Annotated in this window: 26 protein-coding genes; 15 read left to right on the forward strand and 11 right to left on the reverse strand. The window is 43.0% G+C overall.

Annotation, left to right across the window (positions count from 1 at the left end):
- Positions 1–16: 16 nt before the first annotated feature.
- The 8 genes from NX720_RS11620 (at position 17) to NX720_RS11655 (ending at position 9,217) form a co-directional block, all read left to right on the forward strand.
- On the forward strand, positions 17–1,435 hold the full coding sequence (locus tag NX720_RS11620; protein WP_262601274.1) for a hypothetical protein: 1,419 nt from the start codon (positions 17–19) through the stop codon (positions 1,433–1,435).
- A 3-nt stretch (positions 1,436–1,438) separates the two neighbouring features.
- Positions 1,439–1,837, forward strand: a complete 399-nt coding sequence (locus NX720_RS11625) for an HAD hydrolase family protein (protein WP_404831068.1) — start codon at positions 1,439–1,441, stop codon at positions 1,835–1,837.
- Positions 1,834–3,450, forward strand: a complete 1,617-nt coding sequence (locus NX720_RS11630; RefSeq protein WP_262601275.1) for a hypothetical protein — start codon at positions 1,834–1,836, stop codon at positions 3,448–3,450. The genes NX720_RS11625 and NX720_RS11630 overlap by 4 nt, the downstream gene beginning before the upstream one ends.
- A complete protein-coding gene (locus NX720_RS11635) occupies positions 3,447–4,178 on the forward strand; it encodes a glycosyltransferase family 2 protein (RefSeq protein ID WP_262601276.1) in 732 nt (243 codons plus the stop codon). Before NX720_RS11630 ends, NX720_RS11635 begins: the two co-directional genes overlap by 4 nt.
- 321 nt (positions 4,179–4,499) lie before the next feature.
- The gene (locus tag NX720_RS11640) at positions 4,500–7,238 is read left to right on the forward strand and encodes a glycosyltransferase (protein ID WP_262601277.1); all 2,739 of its coding nucleotides are present in this window, start codon (positions 4,500–4,502) and stop codon (positions 7,236–7,238) included.
- Positions 7,239–7,623: 385 nt separating this feature from the next.
- Positions 7,624–8,613 (forward strand): hypothetical protein, encoded by a 990-nt coding sequence (locus tag NX720_RS11645; protein WP_262601278.1) that lies wholly within the window; start codon positions 7,624–7,626, stop codon positions 8,611–8,613.
- A 41-nt stretch (positions 8,614–8,654) separates the two neighbouring features.
- Complete coding sequence (locus tag NX720_RS11650; RefSeq protein WP_262601279.1) at positions 8,655–8,789, forward strand: hypothetical protein; 135 nt, start codon at positions 8,655–8,657, stop codon at positions 8,787–8,789.
- Between the two features lie 167 nt (positions 8,790–8,956).
- On the forward strand, positions 8,957–9,217 hold the full coding sequence (locus tag NX720_RS11655; protein WP_262601280.1) for a hypothetical protein: 261 nt from the start codon (positions 8,957–8,959) through the stop codon (positions 9,215–9,217).
- 363 nt (positions 9,218–9,580) lie between these two features.
- Here NX720_RS11655 and NX720_RS11660 read toward each other — a convergent pair whose 3' ends face one another.
- Positions 9,581–10,147 (reverse strand): Uma2 family endonuclease, encoded by a 567-nt coding sequence (locus NX720_RS11660; RefSeq protein ID WP_262601281.1) that lies wholly within the window; start codon positions 10,145–10,147, stop codon positions 9,581–9,583.
- Between the two features lie 721 nt (positions 10,148–10,868).
- Between NX720_RS11660 and NX720_RS11665 the strand changes: the two genes are divergently transcribed.
- The 6 genes from NX720_RS11665 to NX720_RS11690 all read left to right on the forward strand — a co-directional run bounded on the left by NX720_RS11665 (position 10,869) and on the right by NX720_RS11690 (position 12,807).
- Positions 10,869–11,129: a hypothetical protein gene (locus NX720_RS11665; RefSeq protein WP_262601282.1), complete on the forward strand. Its 261-nt coding sequence runs from the start codon at positions 10,869–10,871 to the stop codon at positions 11,127–11,129.
- Between the two features lie 68 nt (positions 11,130–11,197).
- Complete coding sequence (locus NX720_RS11670) at positions 11,198–11,398, forward strand: hypothetical protein (protein ID WP_262601283.1); 201 nt, start codon at positions 11,198–11,200, stop codon at positions 11,396–11,398.
- Complete coding sequence (locus tag NX720_RS11675) at positions 11,364–11,738, forward strand: HVO_A0114 family putative DNA-binding protein (protein ID WP_262601284.1); 375 nt, start codon at positions 11,364–11,366, stop codon at positions 11,736–11,738. The genes NX720_RS11670 and NX720_RS11675 overlap by 35 nt, the downstream gene beginning before the upstream one ends.
- A gap of 46 nt (positions 11,739–11,784) precedes the next feature.
- Positions 11,785–12,021, forward strand: coding sequence for a BrnA antitoxin family protein (locus tag NX720_RS11680; RefSeq protein ID WP_262601285.1), 237 nt, complete (start codon positions 11,785–11,787; stop codon positions 12,019–12,021).
- A 260-nt stretch (positions 12,022–12,281) separates the two neighbouring features.
- Entirely contained in the window at positions 12,282–12,548 is a 267-nt protein-coding gene (locus NX720_RS11685; protein WP_262601286.1) for a DUF4160 domain-containing protein, read from the forward strand.
- Positions 12,541–12,807, forward strand: coding sequence for a DUF2442 domain-containing protein (locus NX720_RS11690; protein ID WP_262601287.1), 267 nt, complete (start codon positions 12,541–12,543; stop codon positions 12,805–12,807). Before NX720_RS11685 ends, NX720_RS11690 begins: the two co-directional genes overlap by 8 nt.
- Before the next feature lie 399 nt (positions 12,808–13,206).
- On the opposite strand, the gene NX720_RS11695 is transcribed toward NX720_RS11690, so the two are convergent.
- The 10 genes from NX720_RS11695 to NX720_RS11735 form a co-directional block, all read right to left on the reverse strand.
- A complete protein-coding gene (locus NX720_RS11695) occupies positions 13,207–13,530 on the reverse strand; it encodes a type II toxin-antitoxin system PemK/MazF family toxin (protein WP_262601288.1) in 324 nt (107 codons plus the stop codon).
- A complete protein-coding gene (locus NX720_RS11700) occupies positions 13,527–13,754 on the reverse strand; it encodes an antitoxin MazE family protein (RefSeq protein ID WP_262601289.1) in 228 nt (75 codons plus the stop codon). Before NX720_RS11700 ends, NX720_RS11695 begins: the two co-directional genes overlap by 4 nt.
- A 160-nt stretch (positions 13,755–13,914) precedes the next feature.
- Complete coding sequence (locus tag NX720_RS11705; RefSeq protein WP_262601290.1) at positions 13,915–14,196, reverse strand: CopG family antitoxin; 282 nt, start codon at positions 14,194–14,196, stop codon at positions 13,915–13,917.
- A complete protein-coding gene (locus NX720_RS11710) occupies positions 14,193–14,471 on the reverse strand; it encodes a BrnT family toxin (RefSeq protein ID WP_262601291.1) in 279 nt (92 codons plus the stop codon). Before NX720_RS11710 ends, NX720_RS11705 begins: the two co-directional genes overlap by 4 nt.
- Before the next feature lie 414 nt (positions 14,472–14,885).
- Positions 14,886–15,185: a DUF5615 family PIN-like protein gene (locus tag NX720_RS11715; RefSeq protein WP_262601292.1), complete on the reverse strand. Its 300-nt coding sequence runs from the start codon at positions 15,183–15,185 to the stop codon at positions 14,886–14,888.
- Positions 15,185–15,406 carry a DUF433 domain-containing protein gene (locus tag NX720_RS11720; protein ID WP_262601293.1) on the reverse strand — a complete coding sequence of 74 codons (222 nt, stop codon included), beginning with the start codon at positions 15,404–15,406 and terminating at the stop codon, positions 15,185–15,187. The genes NX720_RS11715 and NX720_RS11720 overlap by 1 nt, the downstream gene beginning before the upstream one ends.
- Positions 15,407–15,565: 159 nt before the next feature.
- Positions 15,566–15,772 carry a type II toxin-antitoxin system PemK/MazF family toxin gene (locus tag NX720_RS27110; RefSeq protein WP_404831088.1) on the reverse strand — a complete coding sequence of 69 codons (207 nt, stop codon included), beginning with the start codon at positions 15,770–15,772 and terminating at the stop codon, positions 15,566–15,568.
- Positions 15,773–15,791: 19 nt separating this feature from the next.
- Entirely contained in the window at positions 15,792–16,007 is a 216-nt protein-coding gene (locus NX720_RS11725) for a type II toxin-antitoxin system PemK/MazF family toxin (RefSeq protein ID WP_262601294.1), read from the reverse strand.
- Complete coding sequence (locus NX720_RS11730) at positions 16,004–16,231, reverse strand: antitoxin MazE family protein (RefSeq protein WP_262601295.1); 228 nt, start codon at positions 16,229–16,231, stop codon at positions 16,004–16,006. The genes NX720_RS11725 and NX720_RS11730 overlap by 4 nt, the downstream gene beginning before the upstream one ends.
- A gap of 186 nt (positions 16,232–16,417) precedes the next feature.
- Complete coding sequence (locus NX720_RS11735; RefSeq protein WP_262601296.1) at positions 16,418–16,672, reverse strand: type II toxin-antitoxin system Phd/YefM family antitoxin; 255 nt, start codon at positions 16,670–16,672, stop codon at positions 16,418–16,420.
- A gap of 135 nt (positions 16,673–16,807) precedes the next feature.
- On the opposite strand from NX720_RS11735, the gene galU reads away from it, so the two are divergent.
- Positions 16,808–17,689, forward strand: a complete 882-nt coding sequence (gene galU / locus NX720_RS11740; protein WP_262601297.1) for a UTP--glucose-1-phosphate uridylyltransferase GalU — start codon at positions 16,808–16,810, stop codon at positions 17,687–17,689.
- Positions 17,690–17,745 lie beyond the last annotated feature (56 nt).

Genomic DNA, 17,745 nt, shown 5'->3' on the forward strand with positions numbered 1-17,745 from the left:
ATTAGAGATACTGTAAATGAATTTATGTATTTGTGTTAGTGGTCAGGTCAGAGATGATATTAATTCACTCAAGCACCTAAGCAAAGAACTTCTTAAACTCCCAAGTAGTTTGAATGTAACACTAATATTTAGTCTCTGGGAAAACTTATCAACAAAAATTGACGGAGCTCTAGGTTATAACCAAATATTACGAATTTTTGATAATGATATTTCTAAAGTAATTCCTGTTGATTTTTATGGTACTGGTTTTTGGAAAAACTTTCCAAATCTTTTTAATTCTTTGGAATCGTCAGATAAGAGAGTTGTTAAAGGGGAGTTGTCAGAGTTATTTCCAAATGCAATCATAGATATTGAAAAAGATAACTTAGATTTAGAATTTAAAACATTAAGGCATGATAAAAATTCAATTAAGATGCTTTATAAACGCTGGCGATGTAATGAAATAAAAAAGAAGATTGAGCGTACACAAGGCACCCATTTTGATTGTGTAGTAGTACTAAGGCCGGATATGATGATTAACATCAATCCAGACAGTATAATTAAATCAATCAGTGATAAAACTTTTGAAGAAAGCAGTATTTTTCTACCCTTATCTGAAAGAGTTAATTTCACCAATGATGTTATGGCTTATGGCTCATCCTATGCCATGGATGTTTACACTTCCTTGTTTTCGAAAAGCCTTTCTAATAAATGGAGCGGGATACACAGTGAGCTCTTTTTTCATTTAAAAGAGCAGGGTTTAAAATCAAAGCGCCCTACGCATATAAATTTCGGTGGCTTTAGCATACCTGATAATAAAATCAGTGCGTCAGAAGCCTGCAAAGATAATTCTTTTCTAGGAAAACTGTACTCCTCCTATGAGGATTTGACTCTAGAAAAAATTCCTGACTTTATTGATGACAAGTATAAGAGAATTTCTTTTTATACATTGTTATCAATGAAATACAAAAAAAAACCTGATTACCGCAGTCAGTTAAGAGCACTGCTTTTGGCTGAAGCTTCTGAGTTAGCAAATTTTAATAAAAATAATGATAGATATCGTTTCTATGTCTCGGATTTAGCAGATTGTTTAATTAATCTAAATTTAACCATTGATAAAGTTGAATCAGTCATAGCTAAAGAAGAAATAACCGACAATTTTGATAAAAACATAAACTATATTTCACAAGAAAGTTTTTTTGTTAAAACGTTTTTTGAAAGGAATATTGAACATTTTGTTTTGAATGGTTTATGGTCTGAGGCAAAAGATAACTGGGATCTATACCCGCTACCAGCTAAGTTTGCAGATTTGTTGAGAGATAAAGCTCTGGAGATGGAAAAACAAGGTGCCTATGAGACTGCTTTTATGCTTATGAATAAAGCAAAAGAGATAAGACCAAACGGGCAGCGTATTGTAAATAAAGTAGCAGAGTATAAAAAGGTCCTTGGGCTTTAGTAAATGATGAAAAAGATAGTAATTGACCTTGATGGCACAATCACCCACGATTCAGCGCAGAGTTATGATAACAAACCAGCCAACCAGGATATTATTGCAGCGTGCAAAAAATATAAAGAACAGGGTTTTTCAATAGTCATCCATACCAGCCGCAATATGCGAACCTACGATGGAAACGTTGGTAAAATTAATATCCACACCCTCCCTGGCATTATTGCGTGGCTGGAAAAGCATGACGTTCCTTACGATGAAATTCATGTAGGGAAACCCTGGTGCGGTTTCGATGGCTTCTATGTTGATGACAAGGCTATCCGGCCATCAGAGTTCGCTTCTATGAGCTACGAAGAGATCCAGTCTTTGCTGGCAAAAGAAAACCCTTATAAAGATGGCGGTAACGCATGATTCTTATTACCTCCGGCGCTTATGTATCTGCCGACCTGAGTGCGGAAATTGGACGGCTGCCGCCTTCTTTTTTACCTGTAGGTAACAAACGGCTGTTTACGCTTCAGCTGGAACAACTGGCCTCTGCGAATGGTGATATATATCTTTCGATACCGGCGGGCTATGCTATCAACGATCTTGACCGGCAGTTCTTCAGGCAGCACGATGTTAGCCTGATCGAGGTTCCTGAAAATCTGACACTGGGTGAGTCGATCTTATATTGCTGGAACTGTACCGGTAAGCAATATAATAAATTGCAGGTTTTACACGGCGACACACTTATTTATGATCTCGACTTTAACCAGCTTGATACTGTCTCTGTCGCTGAAAATCAGGGCTTTTATCACCGTGCTACTGCATCAAATGGCCCATTTAATCAAAGGTTTTTTAAGGATTCCTGGGCGGGCGATGGTGAATGGGTCGTGTCCGGTTTTTTTGCCTTCAGCAAACCTCATCAGTTTATACAAGGCATAGTCAAAAGCCAGGGTGACTTTATACAAGGTTTAAAGCACTACAGCGAGAAGACACCCCTTGCAGGAAAGGAAACGGGTAAGTGGTTTGATTTTGGGCATATTAATACTTTCTTTCAGTCAAGAACCCTGATTACCACTCAGCGTGCTTTCAATGAAATGAGGATGACGACACGCACCGTCACCAAGGCCAGCAGCAATGGTGCCAAGATGAAAGCAGAGGCTAACTGGTTTTCTTCTTTACCGGGCAGCTTACGAATTTATACCCCCCATTTAATCGAAGATAAAACAGACACAGAGGCACCGGGTTATTCTCTTGAATATCTCTATCTGTTGCCGCTGAATGATTTATTCGTTTTCGGGGAGTTACCTGCTAACGGCTGGCGACAAATTTTCCGTTCATGTATTAATGTCAATCAACACTTCAGACGACACAAACCTGATACAGCTGTTGATTACAAGCAGTTTGAAAACCTCTATCTGCCGAAAACGAATGCACGACTGAATCAGTTTGCAGAGCAGGCTGATTTTGATATTCATAAACCATTAACCATAAACGGTATCAAGGTGCCTTCTTTGGTTGATATTGCAAAGCGTACTTCTGAACTGATCCCTGAGGCTGATGAATCTATTACTGGCATCTCTCATGGTGACTTCTGTTTCAGCAATATTCTGTATGATCCGCGAGTGCAATCTATCAAGCTTATTGATCCCAGGGGGATTGATAACGATGGTGAGTTGACTATATACGGTGATACACGCTACGACATTGCAAAACTGCATCACTCGGTGATAGGGCTATACGATCTGATCATTGCCAACCGTTTTGAACTGGACGCAGATATTTCGCAAGGTAACTATTCTCTTGACTTCCCTGATCTGAAGCGTGTTGCTCCAATACAGGAAATCTATCGTCACATCGTTTTTGGACAGTCTCCTGCCACTGAACGCTATGTGCTGGCGATTACGATTCACCTGTTTCTTTCTATGCTGCCATTACACTTCGACCGGCCACAGGGGCAATTGGCTATGATCGCGAATGCACTTCGCTTGTATGTAGAGTTGCAGGATATGGATAAGCTCAATTTTGAGGCGAGTGTATGATTGTAATGCCAATGGCTGGTTTATCCAGCCGATTCACCAAAGCTGGTTACGACAAACCCAAATACATGCTGGAAGCGAAAGGTAAAACGCTGTTTCAGCATGCGACTGAAAGTTTTTCAAACTATTTTTCGACTGAAGAATTTCTTTTTATTGCTTTACCTGTAAAGGAAACAGAGCAATTTATACGTGATGAGTGCGAGAAGCTGGGGATTAAGAACTATCAGATAGTAACGCTTGATCATCCAACAAGAGGGCAGGCAGAGACGGTATACCTTGGTTTGAAGAAAGCTCAGGTCAAGATGGATGAGTCATTAATAATTTTCAACATTGACACGTTCAGGCCCGGTTTCACTATGCCGGTCTTTTCAAATCAATCATCGGTTGATGGTTATCTGGAGACGTTTATAGGTGCAGGAAAAAACTGGAGCAATGTCGTTCCCGTTGAATCGGGTAGTGATAAAGTAAAGCTGACTGCTGAAAAGCAAGAGCTTTCGGAATACTGCTGCACAGGGCTATATGCCTGGTCAAAGGCTTTAGACTTCTGTCAGATTTTTGAGGAGATGAGTTCAGCCAGCCCTGAAACTCTGGACGGTGGTGAGTACTACATAGCGCCTATGTACAATCACCTTATTCGTAATGGCGGTGATGTGCGTTTTACCATTACCGAAGAAGAGAACGTTATCTTTTGTGGTATACCGGAAGAGTACCTGACATTTCTTAAAGTTTGACAAAAAAAACAAGAGGCAGATGAACTCATCAGGCTATTGCCCCAGATATAACGAACACAAGCCAGTCAAATACACATAACTCTCGTACATTCCGCAGTTTTGAGAAAATTCATTCAGGAGTAACCTCCCTGCAAAATTTGACTCAGCTGTTTCGGATATTTGCTTCCTGCCACCGACGGGCGGTAGCGTCTTTTTTTGGCTGTAAAGCTATAAAGCTGTAAAGTTTTAAAGCCTTACAGCCTTACAGCCTTACAGCCCCAAACCCACAGCCATTAGAAAATGATAAATTCAATCAGTTCTTTAAGAGAAAAGTCCAGAAGAATGTTACAGAAACCAAACAGATCAGTTTGCAACAAGACCAAAGGTCACCTGGACTCACTGGAAGGCAGTTTCCTAAGCGGCTGGGTATTTGATACAGAGGCACCGGACGTCGAGCAAGAATTTGCCATTGAAGTTGACGGTAACATCATCGCCAGCGGAAAAACCGGCATCTACCGTGAAGATCTGAAAGCGGCTGGTATGGGGAATGGCAAGCATGGCTTTACCATTTCACTGGATGATAGCGCTAAACAGTGCTTTGAAAAAGATATTAAAGTGTTGTCTAAAGCGGGCAGGAAAGTAGACGGCGCAAACCTTACCATTCAGGCAAAAGATGGGCTGTTCTGGTGTGGCGTAGAGCGCTTTGAAAATTGTCATCTGATTGGCGACCTGGTCTCTGAGCGTTTTAGTGGTGAAAAGCAAGTACTGATTTATGATGAAGATAAGCAGATTGCTGACTTTACACTACAGGTAGAGCCGGGTCATAACAGCTTTGCCATTCCACTGCCAATGGATATTTTTGATGGTAATGTACACCTCATTTCTGTTGGCGTTAATGACTTCCCATTCCGTTTGTGGCGCGATACACGAAAACTCGACGTTATTCAGACTCCATGGGAGTACCTGAAAGGAAGCTATAAAGAACCAGGCTTCACCGGGCTTTCTTCTGCCTCCCAGCATCGCTATGAATCTCTGCGCCATCAATTGGAAGCGATTGCGAATGGTGAGTCTGAGCAAACCATTAAAGATGTACAGGAAGCTCATGACCTTGTCGTACAGGGTTGGCACGGGCGCAAAAAGTTTCCGAAACTCTGCCTGCCAAAGTTTGAAAACCCTGAAGTCAGTATCATTATCCCTGCCTATAACAAGCTGGAGCTGACTTACCACTCTATTGCTTCCATCATTCTGAGCTATAACAAAACCAGTTATGAAGTGATTGTGGCTGACGATTGTTCTACCGATGATACCCAGAGGCTGGAAGAGATTGTTGAGAATGTCCGGGTAGTACACAACGAAGAAAACCTGCTGTTTCTGCGTAGCTGTAATAATGCTGCACAGTATGCAAAAGGTGATTACCTGATTTTCCTGAATAACGACACTGAAGTAACTTCCTTCTGGATTGATGAACTGGTTGCGCCTTATCAAAGTAACAATGTCGTTCGTAAAAAGGTTGGCTTAACGGGTTCAAAACTGCTGAACCTGGATGGTTCCCTGCAAGAAGCTGGCGGTATTATCTGGGGTAGCGGTCAGCCATGGAACGTTGGTAATGGTAGTAATCCGATAGCACCTGAGTTCAACTATGTTCGTGAAGCGGACTACCTGAGCGGTGCTGCGCTCTGCCTGCCTACTGAAGTATGGCTGGAAGTGGAAGGGTTCAGTGAAGAGCTGGCACCGGCTTACTATGAAGACACTGATATTGCCTTCAAAGTCAGAGATGCTGGTTATCAGACGCTTTATACACCCCATTCCCAGGTGGTTCATTTTGAAGGCCAGAGCAATGGCCGTGACCTGACGAAAGGAATAAAGCGTTACCAGGTTGTCAATGAAGGGAAATTCCGGGCTAAGTGGTTCAATGCCTATAAGGGTAATGGACAGGAAGGTGTTGATCTTCATTTACAGAAAGACCGCAATATCGACCACCGTGTTCTGGTTATTGACTATGCGACACCTGACGCTGATGCCGATGCGGGTAGCTACGCTGCCGTCCAGGAAATGAAACTGCTTCAGTCTCTGGGCTTTAAAGTCACTTTTGTTCCGGAGAATATGGCGCATTTTGGCAAGCTGTCCCACAAGCTGCAAAAAATGGGCATTGAAGTGCTGTATGCTCCATTCTATACCTCGGTATTTGATGTTATCGAAAAACGCATCAGTGAATTCGATACGGTCTACATTACCCGTTACTCAGTAGCTGAAAAGTACATTGATGATATTCGTGCCAGAAGTCAGGCAAAAATTGTCTTTAACAATGCTGATTTGCACTTCCTGCGTGAGTTACGAGCTTCCCTTACCGAAGAATATAAGGACCTTGACAGCGTTCTGAAAACAAGGGAAGACGAACTGGCTGTAATGAACAAAGTGGATGCCATTCTGTCTTATAACGAGACGGAACATGCGGTGATCATGTCACACCTGCTCAAGGGCGGTAATATTTTCAAATGCCCCTGGGTACTGGATGAAAAAGCAGCTGGTAAGCCATTTGCCGAACGTGAAGGCATTGCGTTCCTGGGTGGCTTCCGACACCACCCTAATGTAGAAGCGGTTAAATTCTTTGCGAAAGAAGTGATGCCGAAGCTGGTTGAAGCGATGCCGGATATCACATTCTATATCTATGGTAGCCATCCCAGTGAAGAAGTCGAAGCACTGGAATCTGAAAATATTGTAGTTAAAGGCTTTGTTGAAAATCTGGATGATGTATTCCATAACCACCGCCTGATTGTAGCTCCACTGTTATCCGGTGCGGGTATCAAAGGTAAAGTACTTGAAGCGATGGCCTATGGCACACCACAGGTTCTGACTGATGTAGCAGCAGAAGCTACCGGGCTGAGTCATAAAATCAGTGCGCTGATGGCAAAAACACCTGATGAGTGGGTTGATTGCATTAAAGCAGGCTATGAAGACGAACAGCTCTGGAGCAGGCTTTCTGAAAACTCAATGACTTTGGCGAAAGAGCAGTTTTCTTTTGTTAAGGGGCAGGAGAGGTTTAGGGAGATGTTTAAGGCTGTTGGGGTTTATACTAGGTGACAGTGTACTACTATCAGTATGGCTGTGAGAAAGAGTAAACGGTCTACATGCTTCGCACTTCATAGAGACAACTTTGTTAGTATTGAGTTATTAGCTGTTCCCTTTTGGTTTGATGGCACTGACTTAAGTGAAGATACCTTACCATTCACGGGCTTTGGTCTGCGTTAGCTAAGCCAGCTGTGTACCAAAAAAATTAAAGCCTTTTATTTACAAGCTCACTATTTTCCAGAGATGATTAGATTAATGTTTCTTTTATCCAAATCTGATCATCTCTGGATTTTTGTTTTTGAGCTTATGTCAGTGTCATTGGTTTTTAATTAATTGTTCTTTGAGCTAGTAAAATAAATACTATTAAGTCTCAAAAGTTAAGATGTATTTGAATTTTATGAAACACAAATTAATACTGCATATTGGCCCACATAAAACAGCTTCAACATATATACAAAAGTGTTTGGTTGAAAACAGAGATGCCCTTAAAGCAAAAGGATATTTATATCCAGAAGCTGGCCAGGAATTCTTATATGGGCATCACAAACTGGCAGAAGCTTTCTCGTGTAAACAAACGTATAAATTAAAAAACATAAAAGAAGAAATAGATAGTTTTGATGGGAATGTTATTATTTCTAGTGAAAATTTTGATCGCTTAGGAATTGAAAATATTCAGTTGATTAAAGACAGTTTTAGAGACCACGAATTTGAAATTTATTATTTCAAAAGATCATATCAAGATGTATTGTTTTCAAACTGGCAAGAAGATGTTAAGCATGGTAGCTGCAAGACATGGAGTGAATACATAGTTGAACCTATATCTAGACCATTCGGCAGTAAAATTTTAAATCATTGCTTAGTGTTAGATAGTTATGCTTCTGTATTTGGTAAAAATAAATTAAGAATAATTGATTATGATTACGTAATAAGAAACAATTATGATATATTTGATTTCTTCATAAATAAAATAGATTTCAGTATTGATGGTTTAGAATTTAGCAAAAAAAGAGTTAACAACTCAATGAGGTATGAAGCTGTTGAAATTGTAAGGCAGTTAAATTGTAAGGCCAAGGTTTGCGGTAAGCTGAATGGTTTAAATGTCAGAACTGCTTTTTTGGAGTTGTTGAAAGCAGGTGACAGAAATGAAATAGATGAATTGATTGATTTGATTTCAAAAAATAATACAGAATATTCTCTAGCGTCATCTTTTGTATATAATGCTTTGAATAACAATTTTTACTCTTGCTATGAAGACGCTTTGGTTACTCCCAAGTTTGCAGAAAATGATCAAAAAGGGTTGAGTTTGCCATCTGCCACATGGCTATCAAATGAAAAAGCTATAGATTTGATTGAGAAAATATACAAGAAAATTGAAATGTTTTTGTGACGATGAGATTTGTTTAGAGAACTGGGGTCAGCTCTTGCATCGTGCATAAATCCAGCATCATGGGTCTGGAAGAATTCAAACAACTGTCCGATATGCTTGCCGCCAACCGGATGGTGGAAGAACTGGCTGGTGTGGCTGACAAAGTTTACATGCGAGACTTATTTGGTTCGGACTGACTTCCAGCTTTGCTGCCGAAAGGTTAAAGGCTGGAAAGCTGGAAACAGCTATTGCTTTCTTTTCATGACAAACTACACCTAACCTATCAGTAAGTGACAGGTTAGGTGTCTTTGTGCCATTCTCTGCTATGCTGTACCCCCTAACTATTCTACTGGCGAAGTAGCCAATGAGTTCCAGTGCAAAGAACGATTCCGATCACAGTCTCAACACCCTGACTGATGTTGTACGCCTGCTTGGGGATAGTCGCAAGGATGTTAAGCAGGTACAAGAACACCAGTCAGAGCATGACCATCGTTTCGACCAGCTTGAATGTAAAGTCGATGCTAACCAGCAAGAGAGCCGTAAACGCTTTGACCAGCAAGATAGACGGCTGGACAAGATCGAAGAAATGCTGTCTGCCATCTTGTCCAGACTCCCCACCAAGTAACCCGCACCTAACAATAATTTCCAAAGGGCGGTGCAGACGCACCGCCTCTGAAATTGGGGTTAAAAACAGTTAGCAATAATCCACTATTATCTAAAACTATCCAGTGTCGCGGGGTCAGTTCTTGCATCGTGCATAAATCCAGCATCATGGGTCTGGAAGAATTCAAACAACTGTCCGATGTGCTTGCGGCCATGCCGAAAATGCTGATGTGAATGCTGCAAAAAATATCTTAGCGTCAGGACATGGCGTGTTAGCCTGTGGAGCAGGTTCGTTAGAACCTGTGATGAAGCAGGAACCTCGGCAAAATCGTGAGAGAGTAGCCGCCTGATAGGAATCCCCCACCGACTCAGGTGGGGGAGGATGTCAAAGAACACCAACTACATCCCCATAGATTTCCTGCAAGGTGGCAGAGAAATCTATGGAGACCAGGTGAGCAACTTCCTGCTCATGGGTTAAGCGAATAACTTCCCAACCTGCGCTGGTGCTTTGGTAAATATCCACGGCTATTTTGTCCTGATGCACCAGGACATACTCCTTCAAGCCGGGGATTGCAGTGTAGGCTGCCAGCTTTTCCATCCGGTCTCTGGCTTCAGTGGATGGTGAAAGCACTTCAATGATGATTTGTGGATGGTCTTCAACATAGTTATTGTTGCTTTTCTGGTTACAACTCACCATTACATCCGGGTAGTAGAAAATATTATTGCCTTTGTGGCTGGCATTGACTTTCATATCACTGGCAAATGTCTGGCAACCAGTACCTCGTAAATGACTTCGCAGCATTGAAGCGAGGGCTAGAGTAAGTAGGTTATGCCTGCGGCTGGCACCTGCCATGGCAACGGTAAGTCCATTAACATATTCATGTTTTATATCAGACTTTTGTTCCACTTCCAGGTAAGCGTCAGGCTCTAAAAAATTGAGTGGTTCAGCCACTGCCATTATCACTCCAAACGTAAAACCCCACTTTTAGTGAGGGGATGTAAGTTCAGCTTGCGAAGCAAGCCTCTTGTGCTATCTTCTTCTCGTCTTGGATGTTTTAGCGATTTCGCTGCCAAGACAGGAAAAGAAAATACCTCCGCTCTCTGCCCGTGTTTTTAACAATCCGAAAGGTAGAGCAGATTGTCGAATAAGGTGTGTCCCGCCACTGGTAAGGGATGCACTGCGGCAGGGCATTGCCGTCTAGCTGTAGGAATCCTCGTCGTTTACGGCGAGGAGGATGTCAAACTCTCACTTGTTGGTTGTTAACTTCTAATAAGAGGATATATCAGCATGGCTGATAGATGCCATTCATCTGTGCCGTCTTCTGCCTTTTGCTCCGAATCCGGAATCCGGGGTCAGCTCTTGCATCGTGCATAAATCTAGCTTCAGGAATCTGGAAGAATTCAAACGACTGTCCGATAGAAACACAGCTGGGGCTGTGTTGTTGAAAGGTTTAAGATTGAAAAGTTGAAAGGTGAAGAGCCCTTTAACTTTTTAACCTGACACTTTTAAACTTAAGAGAATAGCTCCCTCAGCCTTTCTATGACTTCAGAAAATTGTTGCTTTCTTCTCATTACAAACTACATTGAACCTATCAGTGAGTGATAGTTTACGTGTCTTTGTGCCACCCTCTGCTATGCTGTACCCCCTAACTATTCTACTGGCGAAGTAGCCAATGAGTTCCAGTGCAAAGAACGATTCCGATCACAGTCTCAACACCCTGACTGATGTTGTACGCCTGCTTGGGGATAGTCGCAAGGATGTTAAGCAAGTACAAGAACACCAGTCAGAGCATGACCATCGTTTCGACCAGCTTGAATGTAAAGTCGATGCTAACCAGCAAGAGAGCCGTAAACGCTTTGACCAGCAAGATAGACGGCTGGACAAGATCGAAGACATGCTGTCTGCCATCTTGTCCAGACTCCCCACCAGGTAACCCGCACCTAACAATAATTTCCAAAGGAAGGTGCAGACGCACAGCCTCTGAAATTGGGGTTCAATGTAGTGAATAATAATAGCGGGCTTGAGAACCTTCTGATGTTGAATGGTGAGGAATATACCGACGACAAAGGCTATAAGATTCGAATACAGGTCATGCAGGTTAAGCCCGATACTACGGGTGTGGACCAAACGATTCGCTTACTGTTCGCTTACTGCTGGAGGGAGAGAAATGAACAAAGTGATGAAAATCGGCATTATGCCTGAAGAGGCTTACAAAGCCAGACTGCTGGCTATTGCAAAGGGTCATTACATACCTGCCCGTGGTGAACCCAAAATCTGGTTTGAATCCTTTCAGGCAGCGGCACAGCTGCTTTCTAACGAAAACATAGAGCTGTTGCGATTGATGGCAAAAGAAAAGCCGGAGTCAATTAAAGAGTTGTCTGACCTGACAGGAAGAAAAGATAACAACTTGTCAAGAACACTTAAATCACTGGAAAAGCATAATATTGTTCGTCTTGAAAAAGCGGCTAACAATTGCAAAAAGCCAATTCCTCTGGCGACCAGTTTTTGCTTTGAAAACCGTGAGCGCTATTACGCAGTTTGATCAGTGAATGGGGTCAGACCTTACTGAAGAAAAGGAAAAAAGCTTTATGAGCAAGCAAATTCAGTACACTGATGAACCCATAGGCGACACTAAGCTGGTAGCTGATTTTCTGCCATCCCCGAGTGAACTTAAATTAAAAAATGATAGTACTAAAATCACAATAACTCTGAGTACTGATAGTGTTGAATATTTCAAGTCGGCTGCTGAAGAATATGGTATGCAGTACCAGAAGATGATACGACAGTTGCTTGATGAATATGTGACTCATCAGAGAAAAGGGTAGAAAGCCTGAAACACAGCTGGGGCTGTGTTGTTGAAAGGTTACAGGTTGAAAAGTTCAAAAGTCAGGAGCCCCCTTTTGAACTTTTCAACCTGTAACTTTTCAACTTAAGCGTAACGTCGGGGTCAGTTTTTGCATCGTACATAAATCAGTACTGCCATTGATTCTTGGCATACCCTTGCGGCTGAAATTCTTTAGAGGTTTGTTGTTGACGCACGTTGTTTCGGGCATAAGAATGTAGTTTTAGTCTGAAGGTATGTGCGATGCCTGTTATTTCTTCCTTTTTTGGAATTTACATCAGAATGTACCACGATGATCACCCACCGCCGCATATTCATGTTGAATATCAGGGTTTTGAAGCTCTGGTTGGTATCGAAGGAGGTGCTGTTCTTAAAGGCCACCTGCCTAAGAGAGCTGCCAGGCTTGTGTCTGAGTGGTGCGGTGAACATAAGAATGCTCTGTTGAATAACTGGCAAAGAGCAATAGACCTTCAGCCATTAGAGCGGATTCCGGGTGCAGATTATGATTAAGCTCAACAAGGCCAAGTGGCTGGGTAGCCAGGAGATTCGGCTTTCTTTTTCTGACGGTTCCTATGGAGTTATGGACTTTTCACCGATTTTGGCTAAAAAAACGCCCATGACGCTTCCTTTGGAAGATGAGCAATACTTTTGTCGCTTTTTTCTGGAGCTGGGGGCTTTGTGCTGGCCTAACGGTCTTGAGTTTAGTCCGACCAGTCTGCATGAAAAACTGGATAAGGCTGGAAAGCTTGTTAGTGTCGATGCAGCCTGAACGTCGGGGTCAGTTCTTGCATCGTGCATAAATCCAGCTTCAGGAATCTGGAAGAATTCAAACGATGGTCCGATAGAAACACAGCTGGGGCTGTGTTGTTGAAAGGTTTAAGGTTGAAAAGTTGAAAAGTCAGGAGCCCCCTTTTGAACTTTTCAACCTGTAACTTTTCAACTTGTGCCCAGGGCCCCCTGTGTCAGGGCAATAAGCGGGCTGCTGTCAGCAATAATAAGGGACTTGCTTTGGCTAGCCAAGGTTGTCTAACTCCTCGTCTAGCTCACCTGCATCGTAGTCGATCAGTGTTATGGGGTGGGTTGTTGAAAGGTTTCAGGTTTAAAAGTTGAAAAGTCGAGAGCCCTCTTTTGAACCTTAAACTTTTAAACCTGAAACTTTTATGGCGGTTCACGCGATCCCGAGCCAAAGAGCTACCAGGCGGGTAATTTCTGTCATCTGTCTTGGGCTGAGTTGCCCTATAGGGTTGCCAACTTTATCTATTTTTATCGTGGTTATTTTATCAATCATGATTTGTGAGGGCCTGGTTAACCCATTATCGTTATCCTGATATACGTTGTACCTGAACAGCGGGGTATCCCGAATTTCACCGGTGATGGGTAAGATGGTTACAGATGGGTGCTGCTCAAACAGGTCTGACTGTATGACCAGGGCTGGACGGGGTTTTCCATAATCTCCTTTAATGGCAACAGTGACAATATCTCCACGCCTCATGTCCAACCCTCATCATCTGAAAGATGCTCAATCCAGTTCAGGGTATCCATTTCTTCAGGATCATTTTTCAAACTGGCGGATTGTTTCCTGCATTCTTCAGCAAAGCCTTCCTGCCGGGTGTCTGGCACCCAGATTTGAACTGGCCGAAACCCTGCTTCACGCAACGCATCTCGATGACGTTTTACTCTTTGCCGTGCACTCTCTGAGTGATGTTCATTTGGCATAAACGACCTGCTATGTTTCATGTTACGTTACATGTAACGTAGCAGGATGCACCAGCCTGTCAAATTTTCTGGCTGTGGTGTGGGTTGTTGAAAGGTTTCAGGTTTAAAAGTTGAAAGGTGGAGAGCTCCCTTTTGAACTTTTAACTTTTAAACCTTTAACTTATTTTGTGGCTACGTCCTGCAGGGAGCCGGAAATGTATTTATGAATAATGCTGGAAATCAGGGTCTGGTAAGGAATACCTTCCTTCTGTGCTTTTGATTTAATGGCATCCAGATCCCGGTTGGTGATACGGATATTGATGCGCTTGTCTTTTGTGAACGTTTTGGCTGCCATGGCTTCAAGCTCGGCTTTTCTGGCAGGCGTCAATGTTGATTCAAACTCACCAGCTTCAACGGCTTCCAGAAGTTTCTGTTCCTCGTGGTCAAGGTTGTTATTTTTCATAAGTCACCTCCCAGGTAACGTTTCGTAAATTGCCGACTCGGAATAATGGTTTTCAGAAAAACCTCTGTTTCGTTCTCGACGTAAGGCACCAGCCACGCATAGCCCAGAATGTTCACCACAAAAATCCGCTGATGAGCGTAGGCCATTTTATTGGGGTGGGCTATATCGTCCAGCAGGTCGCCGTTCTGAATATGAAAAACAACCTCTTCGAAGGACTTACCACGCTCTGCGATGAGTTGCTGATTCTTGTCAGCATTCCAGTTGAAGGTTTTCATAGAGGGAGTATAGACGCAGTGTGTGCTTTTTGTCATCAGATTATAAGCTGGCATTTATGCTCAAAATCCAGAAACGAACACAGTTCTCACGGTGGGATATTGAAAGGTTTCAGGTTTAAAAGTTGAAAGCTCCCTTTTGAGCCTTTAGGGAAGCAGCAGAACATAATATACCGCTGTTGGCTGTTGGCTGTTGGCTGTTGGCTGTTGGCTGTTGGCTGTTGGCTTTTGGCTTTTGGCGGTTGGCTGTATGAGCAGCTAATAGCCAAAAGCCAACAGCCCGGTAAGTTATTGAATGCTGCGCCCCTTAACTTTTAAACCTGAAACTTTTTGTAACATTACCGGGGGCAGTCCTTGTATCTTGCAACACCCCAACTTCACTGGTAGCTAACTGATTTGCAACACTCCAGATGTGTTTTACGCTACAAAAGTTTTGATGGCACTTGCCTGATTCAGAAGAATTTCTTCAATTACTGCCAGTCTGACATTGCCTGTTTGAATATGTACCAGCTTTGGCGGAAAACCGTGCTGTCTCGCAAAGTGCAAGAAGTCTTTGTCTTTAGTAACAATGGTGAGTTTGTATTCCCGGGCATAACGCCAGATTTCAATATCTGGCGAGTTGTCTAGCCTTGATTGCAAGACGTGCAGACAGGCCGGGAAGGTTTTGCTAACTCTTGCAATAAGTTTTGGTGAAAGATTTTCATCAAACAGCAGCATCAGGCGGCCCCGGGAAGTTGATTGGCTGCATAGAGTAGTGCCGCTTTGACATGAGTAGATTGCAGGTTAGTGTGCTCTTCCAGTATTTCTATCTGAGTCATACCGCTTGCCAGCATTTCCAGAATATCGGTAACGGTTATACGGGTGCCTTTAATGCAGGGTTTACCAAAACGCTTATCCGGATCGATTTCTATGTACTGAGAATAATCTTCCTTTCTCATGTTTTTCTCCTGAGGCAGTTTGGAAGCATTGCAAGTGAAGCTAGCAGCTAACTTATCATCTTTCAATGACCCACTGACTCTTGCATATTCCGGTCTTTCAGTGACCGGGGAAACCCTATGGAATCTGGGGGCAGTTCTTGCATCGTGCATAAATCTGACTCAGGCGATCCCGAGCCAAAGTGCTAATAGCCGTATAACTTCTGATATTTGCCGTGTAGTAATATGCCCAATAGTCTTGCCAACTTTATCTATTTTTATCGTGGTTATTTTATCAATCATGATTTGTGAGGGCTTGGTTAACCCATTATCGTTATCCTGATATACGTTGTACCTGAGCAGCGGAGTATCCCTGATTTCACCGGTGATGGGTAAGGGGAACGGAAGGTTAGAATATACCGCTGTTGGCTATTAGCTTTTGGTGGTTGGCTGTCTGAGCAGCTAATAGCAAACCGCCAAAAGCCCGGTAAGACATTGAATGCTGCGCCCCTAAGATGGTTACAGATGGGTGCTGCTCAAACAGGTCTGACTGTATGATCAAGGCTGGACGGGGTTTTCCATAATCTCCTTTAATGGCAACAGTGACAATATCTCCACGCCTCATGTCCAACCCTCATCATCTGAAAGATGCTCAATCCAGTCCAGGGTATCCATTTCTTCAGGATCATTTTTCAAACTGGCGGATTGTTTCCTGCATTCTTCAGCAAAGCCTTCCTGCCGGGTGTCTGGCACCCAGATTTGAACTGGCCGAAACCCTGCTTCACGCAACGCATCTCGATGACGTTTTACTCTTTGCCGTGCACTCTCTGAGTGATGTTCATTTGGCATAAACGACCTGCTATGTTTCATGTTACGTTACATGTGACGTAGCAGGATGCACCAGCCTGTCAAATTTTCTGGCTGTGTGCTCTGCGTTGGGAGTTGGGTTGTTGAAAGGTTTCAGGTTTAAAAGTTGAAAGGTGGAGAGCTCCCTTTTGACCCTTTAACTTTTAAACTTTTCACTTTTTGTGATATTCATAATTCAGGCAAATCCTTGCGGATGCCTTTATTTATCCTGAACTGTTCTGCGGCAGATTTTAAGCGTCCTGCATTTTCTGGTGAAGAGAGTAGATACAGCGTTTCCATAAGGCTGTCGTAACTTTCTTTAGACATAACGATCACATCTTCTGCATCACGTCTGTGAACTATTGTGTGGGTCGCGTCATTAACGACGCTGTCCAAAATGTATTTCAGATTTTTCCTCATTTCTGTGTAGGACACTACGTTCATTATTTTTCTCCCAGTTAGTTGTACATAATTAAGTACAACTATGAATGCTGTTGGCAAGAAGTGCCACCTTCTCATTGCCCCCACATAAAGTTGACTTTTCAACTTTTCAACTTTTCAACTTTTCAACTTTCTCCTATGTCATTAAATATCAAAAAAGCCGTATTCCCCGTTGCCGGAATGGGCACACGCTTCCTGCCTGCTACTAAAGCCTGCCCGAAAGAAATGCTGCCTGTCGTAGACAAGCCCCTGATTCAATACGCCGTAGAAGAAGCTGTTGCAGCAGGTATTACTGATCTGATTTTTGTCACTTCATGGACCAAGCGCCCCATTGAAGACCATTTCGATAAAAACTTTGAGCTGGAGTACAAGCTTGAGCAGGCCGGAAAAGACGAGCTGCTGGAAACAGTTAAAAACATTCTTCCGAAGGGAGTAAATTGTTTTTATGTTCGTCAACCGGAAGCATTAGGTCTGGGCCATGCTGTTCTTTGTGCCAAAGATATTGTCGGTAAAGAGCCATTCGCAGTAATGCTGGCTGATGACATGATTTATTGTGAAGAAGTACCGTGCCTTAATTCCATGGTTAATCTGGCTGCGGAGTCAGGCTCTTCGGTTGTTGCTGTTGAGCAAGTGCCCATGGAGCGTGTGAATAAATATGGCGTTATCGACCCGATTACAGTGAGTGATCGTTTATACAAGCTACAGGGCGTTGTCGAAAAACCACCGATTGAGCAGGCACCTTCTAACCTTTCGATTGTTGGTCGATATGTTCTGCAACCCCGGATATTTGAGCTGCTGGAAAATACCCGTCAAGGTGCCGGGGGGGAGATTCAGCTAACGGATGCGATTGCAGATTTGCTAAGTGAGCAGGATGTTTTTGCCTATGAATTCGACGGGACTCGCTACGACTGCGGCAGCAAGCTAGGTCATATGAAAGCTAACGTCGAATATGCACTTCGTCACCCTGAGTTGAATGGGGCGTTTCGGGGGTATCTTGAGGGCTTGAAGCTTGAAGCTTGAAGCTTGAAGCTTGAAGTGTTTTTAGGAAAATCGTCGTAAACCCTCGCCCAATGCGG

The sequence above is a fragment of the Endozoicomonas euniceicola genome (genome assembly GCF_025562755.1).
Classification (GTDB): Bacteria; Pseudomonadota; Gammaproteobacteria; order Pseudomonadales; family Endozoicomonadaceae; genus Endozoicomonas_A; species Endozoicomonas_A euniceicola.

Bases quoted from the DNA above. Each gene is read 5' to 3' on its own strand.
- NX720_RS11620 (WP_262601274.1), top strand. From the start codon at position 17: ATGAATTTATGTATTTGTGTTAGTGGTCAGGTCAGAGATGATATTAAT.
- NX720_RS11625 (WP_404831068.1), top strand. From the start codon at position 1,439: ATGATGAAAAAGATAGTAATTGACCTTGATGGCACAATCACCCACGAT.
- NX720_RS11630 (WP_262601275.1), top strand. From the start codon at position 1,834: ATGATTCTTATTACCTCCGGCGCTTATGTATCTGCCGACCTGAGTGCG.
- NX720_RS11635 (WP_262601276.1), top strand. From the start codon at position 3,447: ATGATTGTAATGCCAATGGCTGGTTTATCCAGCCGATTCACCAAAGCT.
- NX720_RS11640 (WP_262601277.1), top strand. From the start codon at position 4,500: ATGTTACAGAAACCAAACAGATCAGTTTGCAACAAGACCAAAGGTCAC.
- NX720_RS11645 (WP_262601278.1), top strand. From the start codon at position 7,624: ATGAAACACAAATTAATACTGCATATTGGCCCACATAAAACAGCTTCA.
- NX720_RS11655 (WP_262601280.1), top strand. From the start codon at position 8,957: ATGAGTTCCAGTGCAAAGAACGATTCCGATCACAGTCTCAACACCCTG.
- NX720_RS11665 (WP_262601282.1), top strand. From the start codon at position 10,869: ATGAGTTCCAGTGCAAAGAACGATTCCGATCACAGTCTCAACACCCTG.
- NX720_RS11675 (WP_262601284.1), top strand. From the start codon at position 11,364: ATGAACAAAGTGATGAAAATCGGCATTATGCCTGAAGAGGCTTACAAA.
- NX720_RS11680 (WP_262601285.1), top strand. From the start codon at position 11,785: ATGAGCAAGCAAATTCAGTACACTGATGAACCCATAGGCGACACTAAG.
- NX720_RS11685 (WP_262601286.1), top strand. From the start codon at position 12,282: ATGCCTGTTATTTCTTCCTTTTTTGGAATTTACATCAGAATGTACCAC.
- NX720_RS11690 (WP_262601287.1), top strand. From the start codon at position 12,541: ATGATTAAGCTCAACAAGGCCAAGTGGCTGGGTAGCCAGGAGATTCGG.
- NX720_RS11695 (WP_262601288.1), bottom strand. From the start codon at position 13,530: ATGAGGCGTGGAGATATTGTCACTGTTGCCATTAAAGGAGATTATGGA.
- NX720_RS11700 (WP_262601289.1), bottom strand. From the start codon at position 13,754: ATGCCAAATGAACATCACTCAGAGAGTGCACGGCAAAGAGTAAAACGT.
- NX720_RS11705 (WP_262601290.1), bottom strand. From the start codon at position 14,196: ATGAAAAATAACAACCTTGACCACGAGGAACAGAAACTTCTGGAAGCC.
- NX720_RS11710 (WP_262601291.1), bottom strand. From the start codon at position 14,471: ATGAAAACCTTCAACTGGAATGCTGACAAGAATCAGCAACTCATCGCA.
- NX720_RS11715 (WP_262601292.1), bottom strand. From the start codon at position 15,185: ATGCTGCTGTTTGATGAAAATCTTTCACCAAAACTTATTGCAAGAGTT.
- NX720_RS11720 (WP_262601293.1), bottom strand. From the start codon at position 15,406: ATGAGAAAGGAAGATTATTCTCAGTACATAGAAATCGATCCGGATAAG.
- NX720_RS11725 (WP_262601294.1), bottom strand. From the start codon at position 16,007: ATGAGGCGTGGAGATATTGTCACTGTTGCCATTAAAGGAGATTATGGA.
- NX720_RS11730 (WP_262601295.1), bottom strand. From the start codon at position 16,231: ATGCCAAATGAACATCACTCAGAGAGTGCACGGCAAAGAGTAAAACGT.
- NX720_RS11735 (WP_262601296.1), bottom strand. From the start codon at position 16,672: ATGAACGTAGTGTCCTACACAGAAATGAGGAAAAATCTGAAATACATT.
- galU (WP_262601297.1), top strand. From the start codon at position 16,808: ATGTCATTAAATATCAAAAAAGCCGTATTCCCCGTTGCCGGAATGGGC.